The sequence below is a fragment of the Streptomyces sp. NPDC057702 genome (assembly GCF_042799315.1).
Taxonomy (GTDB): domain Bacteria; phylum Actinomycetota; class Actinomycetes; order Streptomycetales; family Streptomycetaceae; genus Streptomyces.
Genome location: NZ_JBHVJC010000002.1, coordinates 249,140 through 266,759 on the forward strand (window position 1 = coordinate 249,140; position 17,620 = coordinate 266,759).

12 protein-coding genes are annotated in these 17,620 nt (G+C 73.1%); 5 read left to right on the top strand and 7 right to left on the bottom strand.

Going from position 1 to position 17,620, the window contains the following annotated elements:
- The first annotated feature begins 106 nt into the window (after positions 1–106).
- Entirely contained in the window at positions 107–304 is a 198-nt protein-coding gene (locus ACFVFR_RS02515) for a DUF1918 domain-containing protein (RefSeq protein ID WP_383697319.1), read from the top strand.
- Between the two features lie 126 nt (positions 305–430).
- Here the strand turns inward: ACFVFR_RS02515 and ACFVFR_RS02520 are convergent, their stop codons facing one another.
- The gene (locus ACFVFR_RS02520; protein WP_383697322.1) at positions 431–1,720 is read right to left on the bottom strand and encodes a glycoside hydrolase family 10 protein; all 1,290 of its coding nucleotides are present in this window, start codon (positions 1,718–1,720) and stop codon (positions 431–433) included.
- Between the two features lie 183 nt (positions 1,721–1,903).
- Between ACFVFR_RS02520 and ACFVFR_RS02525 the strand changes: the two genes are divergently transcribed.
- Positions 1,904–2,764: a 3-hydroxybutyryl-CoA dehydrogenase gene (locus tag ACFVFR_RS02525; RefSeq protein WP_383697324.1), complete on the top strand. Its 861-nt coding sequence runs from the start codon at positions 1,904–1,906 to the stop codon at positions 2,762–2,764.
- A gap of 127 nt (positions 2,765–2,891) precedes the next feature.
- On the opposite strand, the gene ACFVFR_RS02530 is transcribed toward ACFVFR_RS02525, so the two are convergent.
- Positions 2,892–5,648, bottom strand: coding sequence for an AAA family ATPase (locus ACFVFR_RS02530; protein WP_383697327.1), 2,757 nt, complete (start codon positions 5,646–5,648; stop codon positions 2,892–2,894).
- A 3,262-nt stretch (positions 5,649–8,910) separates the two neighbouring features.
- Between ACFVFR_RS02530 and ACFVFR_RS02535 the strand changes: the two genes are divergently transcribed.
- The 3 genes from ACFVFR_RS02535 (at position 8,911) to ACFVFR_RS02545 (ending at position 11,555) form a co-directional block, all read left to right on the top strand.
- Positions 8,911–9,942 carry a LuxR C-terminal-related transcriptional regulator gene (locus ACFVFR_RS02535; RefSeq protein WP_383697330.1) on the top strand — a complete coding sequence of 344 codons (1,032 nt, stop codon included), beginning with the start codon at positions 8,911–8,913 and terminating at the stop codon, positions 9,940–9,942.
- Between the two features lie 398 nt (positions 9,943–10,340).
- Positions 10,341–10,895, top strand: a complete 555-nt coding sequence (locus tag ACFVFR_RS02540; RefSeq protein ID WP_383697333.1) for an RICIN domain-containing protein — start codon at positions 10,341–10,343, stop codon at positions 10,893–10,895.
- Between the two features lie 402 nt (positions 10,896–11,297).
- Positions 11,298–11,555, top strand: coding sequence for a hypothetical protein (locus tag ACFVFR_RS02545; protein ID WP_383697336.1), 258 nt, complete (start codon positions 11,298–11,300; stop codon positions 11,553–11,555).
- Positions 11,556–11,605: 50 nt separating this feature from the next.
- Here ACFVFR_RS02545 and ACFVFR_RS02550 read toward each other — a convergent pair whose 3' ends face one another.
- From ACFVFR_RS02550 to ACFVFR_RS02570, 5 genes are all read right to left on the bottom strand, one after another.
- Entirely contained in the window at positions 11,606–12,136 is a 531-nt protein-coding gene (locus ACFVFR_RS02550; protein ID WP_383697339.1) for an NUDIX hydrolase, read from the bottom strand.
- 59 nt (positions 12,137–12,195) lie between these two features.
- Complete coding sequence (locus ACFVFR_RS02555) at positions 12,196–13,533, bottom strand: transcriptional regulator (protein WP_383697342.1); 1,338 nt, start codon at positions 13,531–13,533, stop codon at positions 12,196–12,198.
- A gap of 501 nt (positions 13,534–14,034) precedes the next feature.
- Positions 14,035–14,709: an isochorismatase family protein gene (locus ACFVFR_RS02560; protein ID WP_383697344.1), complete on the bottom strand. Its 675-nt coding sequence runs from the start codon at positions 14,707–14,709 to the stop codon at positions 14,035–14,037.
- Positions 14,706–15,629, bottom strand: coding sequence for an NAD(P)-dependent oxidoreductase (locus ACFVFR_RS02565; protein WP_383697346.1), 924 nt, complete (start codon positions 15,627–15,629; stop codon positions 14,706–14,708). Before ACFVFR_RS02565 ends, ACFVFR_RS02560 begins: the two co-directional genes overlap by 4 nt.
- 623 nt (positions 15,630–16,252) lie before the next feature.
- Entirely contained in the window at positions 16,253–17,542 is a 1,290-nt protein-coding gene (locus ACFVFR_RS02570) for a PP2C family protein-serine/threonine phosphatase (RefSeq protein ID WP_383697348.1), read from the bottom strand.
- Positions 17,543–17,620 lie beyond the last annotated feature (78 nt).

Genomic DNA, 17,620 nt, shown 5'->3' on the forward strand with positions numbered 1-17,620 from the left:
CCCCCGCGCCACCCCGGACGGGGCGCCCCCGGGCGCGGGCGGTCCTACACTGACGAACACGAACCATTGGCACCTTTGGAACTTTCCGGACAGGAGGCCAGCGCAGATGCGAGCGAGCGTAGGTGACCGACTGCTGGTCCACGGCAGGATCGTGGGGCAGCACGATCGCGTCGCGGAAGTCGTCGAGGTCCTCGGCTCCAGCGGTACGCCTCCGTACCGCGTGCGCTTCGAGGACGGCCACGAGACCCTGATGTCGCCGGGCCCCGACACGGTCGTCCGGCACGAGGACGAACCCCCCACCTGACCCCGTACGCCAGCGCGCCCCGGGCCGGAACCGAGAGCGGGCCGGGCGGCGGGTCCGCCCGCGCCCGGCTCGGCGGGTGGTGCGCGCCCGGGGCCCGGGGCGGCGGGCGCGCGACCGGGGCGCCGCTCAGCGCGGAGGCCGCACCCGGGTGCGGTAGTGGTCGGCGACGACGCGGGCCATCGCGCCGAAGGGGTCGGTGGCGACCTCCTTCGCCGAGAAGTAGGCGTGCCCCGCGACCTGCGGGTACTCCCGTGCCAGCGTCAGATGGCGGGAGAGCTCGGCGACGTCCCGCCAGGGCGCGGGCTGGGCCGGGTCGCCCGCCTTGTACAGGGCCTCGCCGACGTACAGCCGCACCCCCGTGCCGCGCACCGTGCGCGCCCACCACGCGACGAGCGTGGCGTAGTCGGCCGCGGGGAAGCCAATGTGCCAGTAGACCTGCGGGACGATGGAGTCCAGCCAGCCCTCCAGCACCCAGCGCCGGGTGTCGGCGTACAGGTCGTCGTAGGTCTGCACGCCGGCCCGGGTGTCGGAGCCCAGCGGGTCGCTGGCCCTGTTGCGCCAGACGCCGAACGGGCTGACCCCGAAGCGCACCCGCCGCCGCAGGGCCCGCACCCGCTCGGAGGTCTCGCGCACCAGCAGGTCGATGTTGTTCCGGCGCCACGCGGCCCGGTCCGGAAACCCCGCCCCGTACCGCGCGAAGGCCGCGTCGTCGTCGAAGACCTGGCCGGCCACCGGGTACGGGTAGAAGTAGTCGTCCCAGTGCAGCCCGTCGACGGCGTAGCGGGTGAGCGCGTCGAACATCGCGTCCTGCACGAAGTGCCGCACCTCGGGCAGACCCGGGTTGTAGTAGAGCTTCCCACCGTACGGAACCACCCACTCCGGGTGCACCCGCGCCGGATGCGTGGCGACCAGGCGGGACGGGTCGGTGTGGTGGGCCACGCGGTACGGATTGCACCAGGCGTGCAGTTCCAGACCGCGCCGGTGCGCCTCGCGCACCGCGAACCCCAGCGGGTCCCACCCCGGGTCGCGGCCCTGCGTCCCGGTCAGGTACGCGCTCCACGGCTCGTACGGCGAGGGCCACAGCGCGTCGGCGGTGGGCCGCACCTGGAGGATCACGGCGTTCAGCCGCCGCCGCACGGCCGCGTCGAGCAACCCGGTCAGCTCGGCCCGCTGCTGCCGCACGGGCAGCCCCGGCTTCGAGGGCCAGTCCCGGTTGACCACGGTGGCCAGCCACATCGCGCGCAGCTCCGGCCGCCCCACCGCCGGCGGCCCGGCCGGCTCACGGCCCGGGGCCGTCCCGCCCTCGCGCGCGGCGTGGCCGGCGGCCAGCGCGGGGCCGCCGGCCAGCAGCCCGGACACGGCTCCGGCGGCCCCGACGGCGAAGCCGCGGCGGCCCATCCCTTCCCAGCGCCCCATCTGCCATCCCCTTAACTGTCGCGTGCGTCACATCACTCCATGGTCAGCATGCCCGCCCCGGCCCCCCGTGAGCGGGAGGGCGCGGAGTAACGTCGTGGCCTAGGCGGTCAGCGAAGCCCTCCGTGCCACAAGCCAGGGGTGGACGTCCGCCGCCGGCCGAAGAAGATCAGCGAAAGGCACGATGTGACCGACATCGAACGCGTCGGAGTGGTGGGCTGCGGCCAGATGGGCGCGGGCATCGCGGAGGTGTGTGCTCGTTCCGGCCTGGACGTCATGGTGGCCGAGACCACCGGCGAGGCCCTGGAGTTGGGCCGTACCCGGCTGACCAACTCGCTCGGCAAGGCCGCCGAACGCGGCAAGCTCACCCCCGACGAGCGCGACGCGGCGCTGGCCAGGCTCAGCTTCACCACCGACCTCGGGGAGTTCGCCGACCGCGATCTCGTCATCGAGGCCGTCGTGGAGAACGAGCAGGTCAAGACGGAGATCTTCCGTGTACTCGACCAGGTGGTGACCCGCCCGGACGCCATCCTGGCCTCCAACACCTCCTCCATCCCGCTGGTCAAGCTGGCGGTGGCCACCTCCCGCCCCGACCAGGTCATCGGCATCCACTTCTTCAACCCGGCGCCGGTGCAGCGCCTGGTCGAGGTCATCCCGGCGCTGACCACCGGCGAGGAGACCATCAAGCGCGCCGAGGCCGTGGTGCAGGGCGTGCTCGGCAAGCACGCCATCCGGGCCCAGGACCGCTCCGGGTTCGTGGTCAACGCCCTGCTCATCCCGTATCTGCTGTCCGCGATCAGGATGTTCGAGTCCGGCATCGCCAGCCGTGAGGACATCGACGACGGCATGGAGATGGGCTGCGCCCACCCGATGGGCCCGCTCAAGCTCAGCGACCTGATCGGCCTGGACACCGTCGCCTCGGTGGCCGACTCCATGTACGAGGAGTACAAGGAGCCGCTGTACGCCGCTCCCCCGCTGCTCCAGCGCATGGTCGACGCGGGTCGCCTGGGCCGCAAGAGCGGCTCGGGCTTCTACACCTACTCCTGACCCGGGCCGACCGCTCCCCCACCAGGGCGTGCGGAGAGCCGGCACGGCACCGGCCGAGGGGCCGCCCCACCGACGGGGCGGCCCCTCGCCGCGTCCCCGGACGGTGCCCAGGGGGCATCCGCGCGGCTCAGGCGATCTCGGCCATGCTGAGCTGGAGGTTCATCGGCAGCTCCTGGCGGCGGGTGATGTTGAGCTTGCGGTAGACGCGGGTGAGGTGCTGCTCGACCGTGCTCACGGTGACGTAGAGCTTGAGCGCGATCTCCCGGTTGGTGTAGCCGTACGCGGCGAGCACGGCCACCCGCTTCTCCGAGTCGCTGAGCTTGGCGTCCACGTCCGGGTCCGCCGACCACAGCGGGTCCTCCCGCTCGGGGACGGCCCGGGTGGGATGGCCGGGCACCGGGCGCTCCCGCGCGGACTCGATGCCGCACTCCTTGGCCAGGTGCCAGGCCCGGCGCGTGACCATGCTGGCCCGCGCCGGCTCCCCCACGGCCTGAAAGGCCTGCCCCAGATCGGACAGCGCCCGGGAGAGCTCGAACCGGTCGCCGTACTTGCGCAGTTCGTCCACGGCCTCGGCCAGCAGCCGGGGCCGCTGGCCGACCTCGGCCACCGCCGCCCGCACCCGCAGCGCCACCCCGCGCACCCGGGCGTTGCGCGCGTCGCCCGTCGCGAGCTGCTCGGCGACCAGTTGCTCGGCCTGCTGCCGGTCGCCGAGCTGGATCAGCGCCTCGGCCGCGTCCGTACGCCAGGGCACCACGACCGCCCGGTCAAGACCCCAGCGCCGGGCGAGCCGGCCGACTTCGAGGAAGTCGCTGAGCGCGGCGTGGAAGCAGTTCGTCGCCAGGTGGTAGAAGCCCCGGGAGCGCAGGTAGCCCAGCGCGTACACGGTGCGGAACAGGCCGTCGGGCACCGGGTGGTTGAGCTGGCGGGCCGCCGCGCCGTGCCGGCCCTGCGCGGTGGCCGTGTAGATCAGCACGGCACGGGGCGCGCAGGCGAAGACGCTGCCGTTCTTCTCAGGCAGGCAGTCCAGCGCCGTGGTGGCACACTCCTCGGCGGCGCGCAGATTGCCCTGCCTGACCATGATCACGGCCTGGGCCTGGGCGAAGGCGGCCTTCCAGCCCGGCGCGCCACGTCGGTCGGCCTCCTCGATGAAGGACTGGCACCAGGGCAGCGCCCGGTCCGGGCGGTCGCCGTGCACCAGGGTGCGCAGCGCCTGGCCGATGGGCTCGATGGTGGTGTCGGTCAGCACGGCGGTCTGCAGGAACCGCTCGGCGGCAGCCGCCGCCGGCTCCCCCTCGGCCGCCACGGGCACGGCCCACATGCCGGCCACGGGCCGGGTCGCCGCGCCCTCGGTGACTGTCGGCGCGCCGTCGGTGTCCTTGGCCACCGCGACCACCGCCCGCGCCCCGGCCGGTGTCGCCTGGCCGAACTGCGCGCCCAGCAGGTTCCCACGGATCGCGTCGGAGACCGGCGCGCTCCCCTCACCGCGCGCGTCGGCCAGCCGCTCCAGGACCTCGGCCGCCGCGTCCACCCGCCCCTGGGTGACCAGGAGTCGGGCCAGCGCGGGCAGGTGCGCCTCCACGAGCCGACCCGCGCGCGACGCCGCCAGGGGCTCGGCCGTGTGTTCCTCGGCGGCGTACGGGTCGATCCGCCAGGTGATCGCGGCCAGCCTGATCTTGATGGCGCTCCTGCGCTGGTCGTCACCGCACGCCTGGTGGGCCAGCGTCAGACAGGCCACGGCCTGTGTCACGTCGTCATCGGCCAGCGCCTGTTCGGCCGCGTCCCGCAGCGCCGCGACCCCCCAGCGCTCGCCGGCGTCCCCGGCCGCCAGCAGGTGCGCGGCCACGATCGGGCTGGGCGCGCCGACGCTGTGCAGCAGCCGCGCCGCGTCCCGGTGCAGCGCGGCCCGCGCGCCCGGGTCCATGGCGTGCAGGACGGCTGCCCGTACGCAGGGGTGCCGGAATCCGCAGCCGTCGGCGATGCCGGCGGCGTTGAGCGCGTACACGCCCTGCGAGGCCGTCGCCGCGCCCACGCCCAGCAGCCGCCCCACCGACTCCACCGTGCCCATCTCACCGAGCACGGCCAGCACTTCGGCCAGTCGCATGGTGCCCTGCCCGCCCCGGTGCAGGCAGGTGAGCACCGCCTGGGTGAACGGACCGCCGTTCTCGGGCTCCGGGAGCGCGGGGCGGCGGGCCGAGGGGGTCGCCCGATGCTCCTCGGCCAGCGCGCGCAGCAGCAGCGGGTTGCCGCCGCTGATCGCGTACAGGCCGTCGACGAACGTCTCCTGTGACGGCAACCCCTGGTAAGTGGCGGCCAGTTCGGCTACCCCCGCCCGGTCCAGCCGCTCCAGGCGCAGCCGCTCGAAGTGCGGCAGACGCAGCATCTCGGTACTGAAGACGGGGTCGCTGGTGTGCTCGTGGAGGGATTCGGCCAGGACGAGGAGAACGCGCGCGGAGCGCGTACGGCGCGCGGCGTACAGGAGGTACTGGAGGGTCGGATCGTCGACGTGCTGCAGGTCGTCCACGCAGACGACCACGGGTGTGGTGGTGCTGAGTTGGTGCAGCGCCGCGCAGAACTCCTGCATGGCCTCCACCCGCACCAGGTCGGCGGGTCCGACGGGGGCGGTGTGCGGCAGGGCCCCGGTCGGGGCGCTGGCGATCAGTTGTCGAAGGCCGCCGAGGGGAACCATGCGCTCCCGGGGCGAGCCGACCGCGCGCAGCAGCGTGGCGCCGAGCCGCTGGGCCCGCTCGGCGACGCACTCGATCAGCTCGGTCTTGCCGCAGCCCGCCGGCCCTTCGACGAACACGATCCTGGCGTTTCCCGACAGACATCCGGCGATCGCGCCATCGAGCGTGGTGAGTTCCCTACTCCGATCGATCAAAGCCATGGCTACCCCAAGTCCCCGTGAATTCATAGCTTTTGACGCGCCTGCTACCAGGACTGCCGGGAGGTGCGCCCGCACGTCGCGTGGAGTCGTTCCCGCGAACGGGTTCAGTCTACGGAGCGCTCAGGCGCCCTCCGGTGTCCATTAGTTGCACGGCAACAACTGCGTGTGAGGCCGCTCCCGGCGCGCGTGGTGCGGCCGAACACGACGAGGCGCGCGACGGTCGGGCGCGGCCGTCGCCCGCGTCAGGAGGGCGGCGCCGACAGGCGGGCCACGGTCCGCCGCGCGGCGAGCGCCCACGGGCCTGTCACGACGGACAACGGAACGGCGCGGGTCACGTGCGGTGGCCGCGCCCCGGGTATGAGCCGGCCGGCCGGCGCCACGACCGTCCGACGGACGGCGGACGGCGAGTGCGGGAGGTGGTCGGCGCGCGCCGAGCGGCCGTCCCCGCCGACTCGTGGACCGGGCGCCACGGGCGGCGGCGGGACCGGTCGTGGCGCGGAGCGCGAGAGCGACGCCACGACCAGGCGCGGCACGGAATCCGGCCGTGGCGCGCGAGCGCTCGACGGGCGCGGTGCGGCCGACGGCGTACGGCGCCGGGGGCGCGATGCGCGCACGGGGTGGGGTGCCCACGTCCGGCGCGCGTGCGGACCCGGCGGGCGCGTCGGGCGGCGGGGGGCGCCCGACGCGGGGCGGGGCGGGTCGTGGGGTGGGAGGCCGCGCCGGGCCCGCTGGTCGGTGGCGACGGGGTGGCGGCTCGGGCTGCCGGGGCCGGCCAGGGCGGGGGTACGCGGTGCGGCGGGTGCGTGCGGTACGAACGGGGCCGGGTCGTCGTGGGGGGCGGCTCCGGACGCCCGGGCGCCGCGTTCGTCGGGTGCTGCTTCCTGTCGCGGGCCAGCCATCGCGTTCCCCTCCCTTCACGCCGCCGGACGGCCGTGCGATCCCCGGTCGGCCAGCACCTCGCCGGCGCTCACCCCGCCGTGCGCGGGCGCTCGTTCACCCGGGCCGATCCACCGTCCGACGTCGCGCCCGGCGAGGCGGGGCGCGATCGTTCCTCACGATCGCACGGGCGCGAGTGCCGGCCAAGGGCGCCGCACCCCTCATCTCCACGGTGCGCGCCCCCTACCGAACAGGCGCCGCACGGCCCCGTCGACGGGCCGGCACCGCGACACCAGGGGCGTCGGGAGGGGAAACGGCGCCGCGCGGCGTCCACCATCCGGGCACCCAGTGGACGGGTGGACGCATGGGAGTGCGAGGGGCGCGCGTAGGAGAGTTTCCCGCCCCGTCGCGCGCCGTTGACCGCGCCTCGTGTCGGGGCCACCGGGTCTCCAAGGGGGGAACCCCTGCCCGGCACGGGTGAGGCGGGCGACGGCTGACCGGGCTCGACCGGGGCGGTGGCACGGACGGCCCTGGTCACGGCGGTGCGGTGAGCACTGATGGCCGGTGTCGTGGCGCGCGGCGCCCGACCGGCCCACCGGCGGGCCGGTCGTGTCCGTGCGTGACCGAACCGACACCGTGAAGGCACCACCACCGCACGGAGGGGCATATTCCACGGACAGTTGATGGACGGACACAGGCGGTCGCGCGACGCGCTCGCGACCGCGCACCCAGTGCCGTCACGGCGATTCACGAGAAGCGGCCGCCACCCGAGGTGAGCGCCATGACAAGGGATATGGGGAATCCGGATCGGCGACTCTCAAATTTCGATCAGGTCTCGATCAAACGACGACCTGAATACGCGGCCACTGCCGAAGTCACCCCCTGAATCCGTACGCGCGACCCCGACAGCCACTGCCGCGAATCCGACGCGCGTCCCCGGGCCCCGGCAGATCTTGTCCGTGGACACTCCATGGCCACGGAATGCGGTGCCTCACCCGCATTCGCGGACGACAACTCCCGCCGGTCGGGAGCCACTTGTCGCGGACCGCGCCGCCCCGCACCGTCGAGCCGGCGCCCGGCGGGCGGCCACCACCGGGGCCGCCCGGCGCACACCCCTGCCACCCCCCCTATCGAGCCCGTGCGGCGCCCACCGGTTGGCGACCGGGTCACCGTCGACCGTCCCGGCCCCGGCCAGCGGCCTCACGCCCGGACCGACGTTCGGGCGCGGCGCCCGGGGCGCGGCACCGGCCCCACCCCGGCACGCACCGATCAAGGGCCACTCGCGCGCCCCTGGCCCCGCACGCCCACGTTCGGTCACCACGCCTCGCCCGACGGCCGCCCACCCGCACCCGACCGCGCCCGACGCCGGCTCCGCGCCCCGCATCGCGCGCCGTCTCCGTTACCGGGTGCGCGGACGCGCCGCCCCGCCTTCGCACCCCGCGCGGCCGGCGAGGGCGGTCGGCACATCACCCCTCCCCGCGGAATTCCCGAGCCCGTCGCACCAGAGGCGCACACACGGACCCGCGCAATCGGCCACCCGCCGAGGACCCGCCGTGACGCATTCACCGAGAGATCGCCGTGCGCGCATTCCCGTGACACGGGACCGACCGGGAACCGGTGCGCCCCTTTCCGTCAGGAAGCCACATGCCCCGTCGCGGGACGTGGAGCGGCCGCCGCTTATCTGCTATATGGCGAACACATAATCGACACACCGAAAGAGAATTTCCGCCGCCATCCGCGAACGGATCGCCGGGATAAGCCTTCCGATTTCCCCGGCCATATCGTCTCGCGTACACCCCTCTCACCGAACGCCTTGGCATTACACCCCGTAACGGTCGCGACGTCGCCCCCGAGGTCACCTTGCGTGAAGCCTTAGGGGCAACTGCCGAGTAACCCGCCACCATGCCGACGGGCCCCCGCCAAGGGAGGCGAGGGCCCGCGGTCAGATCGCTCCGCGATCTTCTTCTCTCGTCAGCGGTACCGTCCTGACGTGCTCAGACTCCGGCTCAGCCGGCCCAGATGGGGTCACGGCGAGTCGTCTGCGAGCTCATCGGAGTCGTTGGGTTGGTCGAAGGGGTGCCACTCACGTTCATTCCTCCGCTCGGAACCGGGGCAGGAGCCAAGGCCAGCCATACACCGTGCGGCACAAGGCGCCAAGCACCGACAGACCTTGACGGTCATAAGATTAGCGCGGGACAGTTTCCTTTTTCCTCCGGGAGGACGCTTTGACGCTGCCCTGGCACACCCGGAACAGGCCACGGCGAGCGGTACGCGCGCGGCGGGCCACGACAACGCGGCGTCCAAGGCTTCGAAGCATTTCCAAGAAAATCCCGATGACTTAAAGTTGCGAGGCAACACCTGCACGGAAGAGGGGGGAAGCTCGGGGATGTCGGCAACCATCGGTTCCGACCCGCCATTCGCGGAGCTGGACGACGTGAGCGTGGCGGCCTACCGGCTGGCGGTGCAGCTCGGTCGCTTCAGTCGCCGCGAGATCGCCGAGCGCCTCCGCGTCCCGACCGAGGAGGCGGCGCGCGTCGAGCGGGTGCTGAGCCTGCTGCGTCTCCTGCACCCCACCCCTGGCAACGCCGAACTGCTGGTGCCGGTCAGCCCCGACGCCGCGGCCGTGGAGCTGGTCGGGTCGGCCGAGAACCAGATCCGCGACCTGCAGCACGCGGTGACCGAGGTGCGGGCCCAGATGCTCTCGCTCACCCCCTCCTACTACGACGGCCGTCGCGAACGCAATCGCATGGAGGCGTTCGACGTCGTCTCGGACGTGGCCACCGTGCAGTCGCTCCTCGACGAGCTCAGCGAGCGCTGTCGCGGCGAGGTGCTCACCGTGCAGCCGGGCGGCGCCCGTCCCGCCCACATCCTCACCGCGGCCCGCAAGGTCTCCCTCGGGATACTCGACCGGGGGGTCCGCATGCGCACCGTGTACCAGCACTCGGCGCGCACCGATCTGGCCACCCGGGCCTTCGTCCGCGAACTGATCGAGCACGGCGGCGAGGTGCGCACCAGCGAGGAGGTCATCGACCGGATGATCATCTACGACCGGGAGGTCGTCTTCCTGCCCGAGCACAAGCCCGCCGGGCGCGAACCCGGGGCCGCCATCGTGCGCGAGCCGACCCTGGTCGCCTTCCTGTGCTCGGTCTTCGAGCACCTGTGGCGCGCGGCGACCCCCTTCCACCTGGGCAGTGTCGAGTCCGACCCGGTGACCGACGACCTCAAGCGGTCGATCGTGCGCCTGATGGCGGAGGGCTACAAGGACGAGATGGTGGCCCGTCGGCTGGGCATGTCGGTGCGCACCTGCCGTCGCCACATCGCCGAGATCATGGAGGAGCTGGAGGCCACCAGCCGCTTCCAGGCCGGCGCCAACGCCGCGCTGTCCAAGCTGCTCCCGCACCCCCGGGACACGGTGTGAGCCCGCCCGACGACCACCGCGCGAGCCCGCCGGCCACCCCCTCGCCCGCCCCGGCGCCGCCATGGACGACGACCCGCGACAGGTGTCCCGGCACCAGGCGGCGGGCGGCGTACCGCGCGCGAAGGGCCACAAGCGCCAGCACGCGGTAGCCGGGCCGGTCGTCGCCCAGGAACGGACGCGGTCCCGGTCGCCGGGCGTCCTGCCGGGGCGCGGGTGACCGGCGAACGCGGGCGCCGGCTTCTCGGGGCGGGCGCCGGGAGACGCGGCCCGCGGGCGCCGCGCGGCCCGCTGCCACGCGCGTGACCGAACGGATGAGAGTCGCCGCTTTCGTCCGCGCCGCACCCGCCGGAGGCCGACCCTGGGGCGTCAGGTCAGATCACTCGACAGGGGAAGGTGACATGCGCGTTCACATCAGGAGCTCGCGCTGGCTGTCCGTCGCCGCCGCGACGGCGGCCGTGATCGCCGGGAGCGTGCCGAGCGTGGGGCACGCCTCACAGGGGTTCGCCCCGCCGTCCGGCCCGACCCGGATCAAGACCTTCGGCGGCGACCCCGACGTCGGTCAGTGCATCGCGATCAAGGGCATCAACAGCGACCGGGAGAACGGTGCGCGGGCCGTGCAGCGCCCCTGCGGCCCGGACGCCAACCAGCGGTTCACCTTCGTCTCGGTCGGCGGCGGGCGCTACGAGATCCGTACGTTCGCCGACAACAAGTGTCTGGACGTGGCGAACCGGAGCGACCAGAACAAGGCGCAGATCATCCAGTTCACCTGCCACCGCCCGGGGCAGGACAACCAGAGATTCAGGGTCGTCGACGGTCCCGGCAACACCGTGTACCTGCGCACCTTCGCACCCGGCAAGTGCCTTGACGTCCAGGGCGCGGACCCGAACGTCGGCGCGCCGCTCATCCAGTACCAGTGCCAGCAGTCGACCAACCAGCGCTTCCGCTTCGGATAGGAGCACCGGTGCCGGGTCCGCCGCGCCCGCGCGCGGCGGACCCCAAACGGAGCGGCCCCACAGCCCCGCCGCCACGCGCCCCCTCCCGCCCCCACGGCCCGCCGGCGCGGCCCGGAGCGCCCCGTGCGCGGCCTGCTGCGGCGCCCTCGTCACCCGCACGTCACCGTCACGGTACGCAGCCGTCACCGGGGGCGGTCGGTGAGTACAACCCAGGTACCGCAAGGATCGGCACCCGACGCGCTCGGACGGTTGGTGACGGAGTGTCATTCACACGGGGTGTGCACGACCAACCCACACGCACCCCCCGCACACGCTCCCGTACGGCGCGCAACCGTGGTTCGCTCGATGGGTCGGTAATCGTACAGACACCCATACGGACATTCATGTGGAAGGGGATCAGGCGTGAGCACCGAGCCCGAGCCAAACGTGGGAGCCGCGGAGCTCGCGGAAATCCGCCGGACCGTCGACGTCGGGGTCGCCCGCATCGACGGACAGATCGCGCTACTGGCCCAGCGCGGCGCACAGCACGACCGTGACGTGACGGAGGTGACCGAACGCGTACGGGTGTTGGAGCACGGCCGATGGCCGCTGCGCTCCCTGGCCGCGCTCACAGGGGTGTGCGCGCTGGCCGTCGCCCTCTGGCAGGCCGCCGGGCACTGAGAGCGGCGGGTTCGGCCCGGCCGCGCGTGCGCGGCCGGGCCCAGGTCAGCTCACCCGAGTCGGATGTGGTGCAACAGCAGGAGCGCCGCCGCCATGTTGGCGGCCGGCACCTCGCCCCTGGCCACGATCTCGGGAACGAGCTTGAGCGGCACCCACGCGCGCCGCTCGGACTCGAAGGCGTCCTCGGGAGGGCCCACGTACGCGGCGTCCTCGGCCCAGTAGATGTGGTGCCGGGCGTCCGTCAGACCGTTGGACGGCTCGACGGAGAGCAGGTGTCGCAGAGGGCCGGGCCGCCAACCCGTCTCCTCCTCCATCTCACGGGCCGCGGCGACGGCGACGGACTCGCCGTCCTCGACCACGCCCGCGGCCAGCTCCCAGCCCCAGTTGTCCGTGATGAACCGGTGCCGCCACAGCAGCAGCACCTCGTTCGCCTCATTGACCACCGTGGCCACGGCGACGGGCCGCAACCGGATGAGGTAGTGGTCGAGGTGGTGCCCATCGGGGAGTTCGACGTCCGCCAGATTGACGCGGAACCAACGGTTCTCGTACACCGTCTGCTCGCTGAGGTTCTTCCATCGCACGGTCAGCCACCTTCCGCCGGGTAGGGGGCAGCGACTCGGCGGGAGCAGCCCCACCTGACTCACAGCGGAACGCGCAGTGCCCCGTCGATCAGTTCGGCGGCCTCGGAGGTCGCGGCGCATCCGCTCTCGACGAGATGCTCGCGCACCGCGCGGAGCCGGTCCCGTAAGCGCTGCGATTCCATTCCACGCGCCCGCTGCGCCATTTCCACCGCGGTCGCCCCCGCCCGGTCCGCGTCACCCTGACGCAGCTCGATATGCGTGAGCATCGCCAGCCGGTGCACGCGGCCCCGGTCGTGCGCGGGGGTGTCCACCGCGGCGGTGGCGTGTTCGCGGGCGGCGTCCAGATCTCCGAGGTTCAACAGCGCCTCGGCGACCTGCACGTTCACCAAGCCCGGCTGTACGTAGCCGGTCTCGTCGGGTTCCTGCCCGGGGCGGATGCGCTCGGCGGCGCTCTCCGCGCGCCGGATGCAGGACAGCGCCCCCGCGCCGTCGCCGAGCCGGGCGTACGCCTTGGCCTGCATGGCGTACAGATCGGCGGTGAGGGCCGGGGTGATCCGGGGACCGGCGGCGCGCAGCGCCGACTCGGCGAACGCGACCGCCTGCCGGTGCTCGCGCATGAACAGCGACTGGTTGACCAGCAGGGCGATGACGTAGGCGCCCAGGCCCCGGTCGCCGCTGGCCTTGGCCAGCCGCAGGGCCTGGTGGAAGTAGCGCTGGGCGAGCCCGTGCGCGTCGGAGTCGTACGCGCAGATCCCCGCGACCGCCACGAGCCCGCCGGTGGCCCGGTGCAGTTGGCGACCCGTGGCGTCCGGGTAGCTGCCCCGCAGCAGCGGCGCCGCCTCGGAGATGAGGAAGCCGACGACGCGGGCGCGGGTCGCGACGCCGCCCGCCTTGCGGTACATCTGCTCGTAGTGGGCGCGAGCCGAGCGGAGCATGGCGATGTCGCGCAGGCTCACCCGGGTCAGCCCCTCCCGCGAGACGTCCGAGTCCTCCGGCGGGTTCTCCCACTCCCACACCGGGATGACGGCGGGCGTGCCGGTGACCGCCGGCGCCTGGACGACGTGCGGGCGCTGCTGCTCGTCCGAGCGCCACAGCGCGGTGGCACGCTCCACGAAGCCGGACAGCGGCGTGCCGGCCGTACGGGTGCCGCCGGGGGTCCCCAGCCCGATGGAGTCCAGGGTGAGCGCGCGGTGCAGCCGTTCGCCGAGCACCTCGCAGATGAGGTCGGGGACCTGCCCCCGGGGGCGCTGCCCCTTCAACCAGCGGGCCACGGCAGTGTGTTCGTAGCGCAGCTCCATGCCCCGCGCCCGACCCGCCTCGTTCACGTGCGCGGCCAGCGCCGCGTGCGAGATGCCCGCCTCGTCCAGTACGGCGTCGAGCAGGGTGTTGGGCTCCATGCCGGCCTCCCGGTGGCCTCCGGTGCCTTCGGTCAGTTCAGCGTACGGGGGCCGCGCGCACACGGGGTGTGAACCGCCGCGCGGGCCACGGCCGTTGCCCCGGTCCCGCCCACCCGCGCCCCGGCCCGCGTCCGAACCCGCCCAACGGTGGCACGCGCCGGCGCCGGCCAGCCACCAGCGCACCCCCTTGTCCGGCCCGCGCCCTCCGACCCGCCTCGGACGTGCGCGCACCGACACGCGGCGACCACCAGAAGGCCGTCCGGGTACGCCGAGGTGCCCGCGACGAGGGTCTGGACTCCGACACGCCGGCGCGGGCGGGCGCGGGCCGATGAGAAGGCCAACCGGAGACGGCACGGACGGACCGGCCGGCCGGTCAGCCGCAGAGGGGTCGAGAGGCCCCTGGCCGGCGGTCCCCGTCCGCCCCGTGGCCGAGTCCCCGCTGTCCGCCAGGGCGCGTGACGGCGTTCTCGTCCCGCCGCCATGCCCGGGGCGGCGCGTTCTTCAGCGGGCGAACAGGTCGCCGCTGGGTGAACCGATCTCGCGCTTTCGGCCGAAGTAGTCGTTGATGACCGCGCGGTAGCGGTCAGCGTCGGGCCGGGCCCAGTTACGCATGAGCTCGCATCCGAACGCGAGTGAGGTGATGGGCTTGGCGCCGGCCTGGACCATGCGCTGGATCGCCGTCGCGTGAGTGACCGCCGAGACACCCCCGACCGCATCGATCACGGGGTACACCTCGTAGCCCTCCAGCAGCATGTCGAGGGTGGGGTAGGTGAGGCAGACCTCGGTCCAGAGCCCGGCGATGACAACCTTCTTGCGCCCCGAGGCTTCGATGGCCGCCCGGAAGTCGGGGTCCTCCCAGGAGTTCACGCCCGTACGATCGATCTCCACGCTCCCGGGCAGCTCTCGCGTCAGCACGGGAACCGTACTCTCGTTGACCCCCATCCCGACGGCGACCGTGCTCAGAACGACGGGGATCTCGTACGCGCGGGCGAGCTTCGCCAGCGTCACCGCCCCCAGATCGATTTCCGCACGGCTCGTCGAGCCCACGGTCGCGTACTGCCCCTCCTGGTAGTCGATCATCGTGACGACACAGTTGTCCGGGGTGAGCAGGTGATCGGTTCTCGGGTCGCGAATGGATTCGGGGGCGGTCTTGGGGGCGTTGGTGGGAAGCGTCACGAGGCGTCCTTTCTCGCCCGACGGCCAGGTAGCCGCCGGGGAAGGGAAGAGCTGGGGGAGTTCTGGCGGTTCTGGAACCGCGGGCGAGCGGTGACTTCGCGGGTGAGGTCGACGAAGTCGGGTTCGAAGCCGTCCACCGCGTTGACCGCCTCCCACAGCCGGGCGGCGCCGGCGTACGAGATCGGCAGCTGGCTGGGCGGGTCCTCCACGGAGGACAGGAGCGTGTCGTCGTCTTCGGCCGACCGGCGCAGCGGCCGGGGGTTCGTCGTGTCCAGTGCTCGTGCGACAACGGGAGCCATCGGGCCGACCGACATCAGTTCCAGCGCCGTCCCGTAGTCCTTACCGAGCAGATCAGCCAGGTCCAACGCTTCGCGGAGCCCTGCCTCGGCAGCCATGATCGCCACGTTCGTGATGAGCTTGTAGGCCACTCCGGAGCCGAACGCACCGACGTACTTGACGTGTCCGAGGACTTCCAGTGCCGGGCGCACGGACGCGAACGCGTTCTGCGTCGCACCGACCAGAAAAGTGATGCCGCGGTCGCGTGCGTATTTGACGCCACCGACGATGGGGGTATCGACGATGGTCACTCCCTCGGGAGCCGCCGCCGCCACGGAATCCAGGATCGCCGGTGTGGTCGTGGAACACACCAGCACGAAGGAACCAGGCCGTGCTCCGGCGAGAATGCCGTCGCCCCCGAAGTACGCGGACGGGATGTCGTCCGACATGACAAGGCCCAGCGTAATTCCGGCACCTCGTGCCGCGTCAGCCGCTGTACCGCACACGTCGGCTCCAGCCTCCTCGGCGCTGCGCAGCCTTGCGGCGTCGACGTCGTACACCCGCACGGCATGCCCAGCGCCCAGCAGGTGCGGCACCATCTGCTCGCCCATGTCTCCGAATCCGATAACTGCGATTGTCTCCACAATTCACCTGTCCACTCGTTCTGAAATGCCGAGAAATCGTCTCCTCGCTCCAACGGGCCGGGACCATTCGAAACCATTCAGATCTACACCTGTGCCCGACCCGCTCATTTCAGTAGATCACGACTTCATTGAGCTACCGTGAACTCGTGGCGAGCCGGATTCCGTGTCGCCCATACACGCAACGGAATTAGCAGTCTCACGTAAATTCCGGAAACAGCGCTCGACCACGTGGGAGATCTCGTGGGAGTCGCGGCCGAAGGCCGGCGATCTGCCGCCGGCCCGTCCGTGCCATGTGCGGTTGGCCCTCCGATCGGCCTGTTCCGGGAGGACCGCCCGGGTGCCCCGTCCGCACGGGACCTGGCGGACCGTTCGCGGGGAACGCGCTCTGTCCACTGCGGCTCTCAGCGGGCGGAGGCTCGCGCGCCCTCCGCCACGGTCCAGTCCCCACCGTTTCGGCACGTCACGCCACGGAGCGCCGGTACGCGACCACCACCGCACCCCGCCGATCACCTGCCGACGCTTGCGCCGTCGGCCACCGCCGCCCGTCAGCGACGGTGAGGGCGCGACCCGCTCCCGCCCTCGACTCACCACGCCCCACCACCGGACCAACCACCAGGCGGGCCCTAGGAGAGCTGTACGTCACCCGCCGGCACCGGCTGCGGGAGTTGGGCGGGCACCCGGCTGCGGTCGTTGCGCAGGACCAGGAGCGCGGCGTCGTCGCCGAGTCGACCACCGGTGTGCCGCAGCAGTGCGCCCTGGACCCGGTCGACGACGGCCTGCGGGTGCACCGGACCGCCGCGCGCGGCCTCCGTCAGCTCCCGGGTCAGCGGGAAGAAGTCGCCCGCCGCGTTCCTGGCGTCCTCGGCGCCGTCGGTGTAGAGCACCAGCGCCTCCCCCGGCAGCAGCAGGACACAGCGGGTGGGCGCCGGCCGCGCGGGCAGCGGGAACAGGCCGAGCGGCGGCATGGCCTCGCCCGGCGCCAGTTGCCGCACGCGCGGCAGCGAGGCGCGGTGCGCCAACGCCGGCTGCCCGGCCTCGTACGGACCCACCCAGCCGGGGCCCACCGGGTGCCCCAACCCCTGGCCCACCAGCAGAAACGGCCACGGATGGCCGCAGTTGAGAGCCATCACCTCACCCGAGGGCCGCACTTCGAGCAGCAGCACCGTCACGAAGTCCTCGGCGACCTGGTGCCCGGCCGCCGCCCGGTCGGCGGCGGCCTCGGACGCCGCCCGCTCCCGCAGATGCCGTCGCAGCGTGCGCTCCAACCGGCGGAGGACTCCCACCAGTTCGGGCTCGTCGTGGGCCGCCTCGCGGAAGCTGCCGAGTACGGCGGAGACCGTGTCGATCGCGGCCAGACCGTGCCCGCGCACATCGCCGACCACGATCCGCACGCCGTACGGGGTGGCCAGCACCTCGTAGAGGTCGCCCCCGACGGCCGCGCCCCGACTGGCAGACAACTGCCCACCAGCCAGGGCGAGTTGGGACAGCGTGCGCGGCAGCGGGCGCAACACGGTCTGCTGCGCGGCGACGGCCACCGTACGGGCGCGGTCGAGCTCGCGCACCAGACGCTGCCGGCGCCGGTTGACCAGCCCGCAGGCGACGACCACGACGAGAAGCGAGAAGCACGTGCCCAGGGTCACGTTGACGGTGTCCCGTGGCCCGCACCGCGACATCGGCACCAGGGCGGCCAACGCGCACCCACCACTGAGCAGCACCCGCTGACACTGGCCGCCCAGGGCGAGCGCCACCGCGGGGGCGGCGGCCAGCAGCGGTTCGAGCCGCACCCCGGGCGGGGCGGCCGACTCCCAGGCCAGCACGGCGAGCACCCACAGGCCGGGCAGTGCGGGCACCAGCCATCGCGAACCCCGTACGGGCGCCGGTCGCGCCGCGCCCCCCGCCTTGGTTCCGATCATCCACCGGCCCCCCTAGCAGCCCATTGAGGCGGTCGGGCGGCCCCTTGACCTTCGTGTGCCATGGAGAAGCGCGACCGG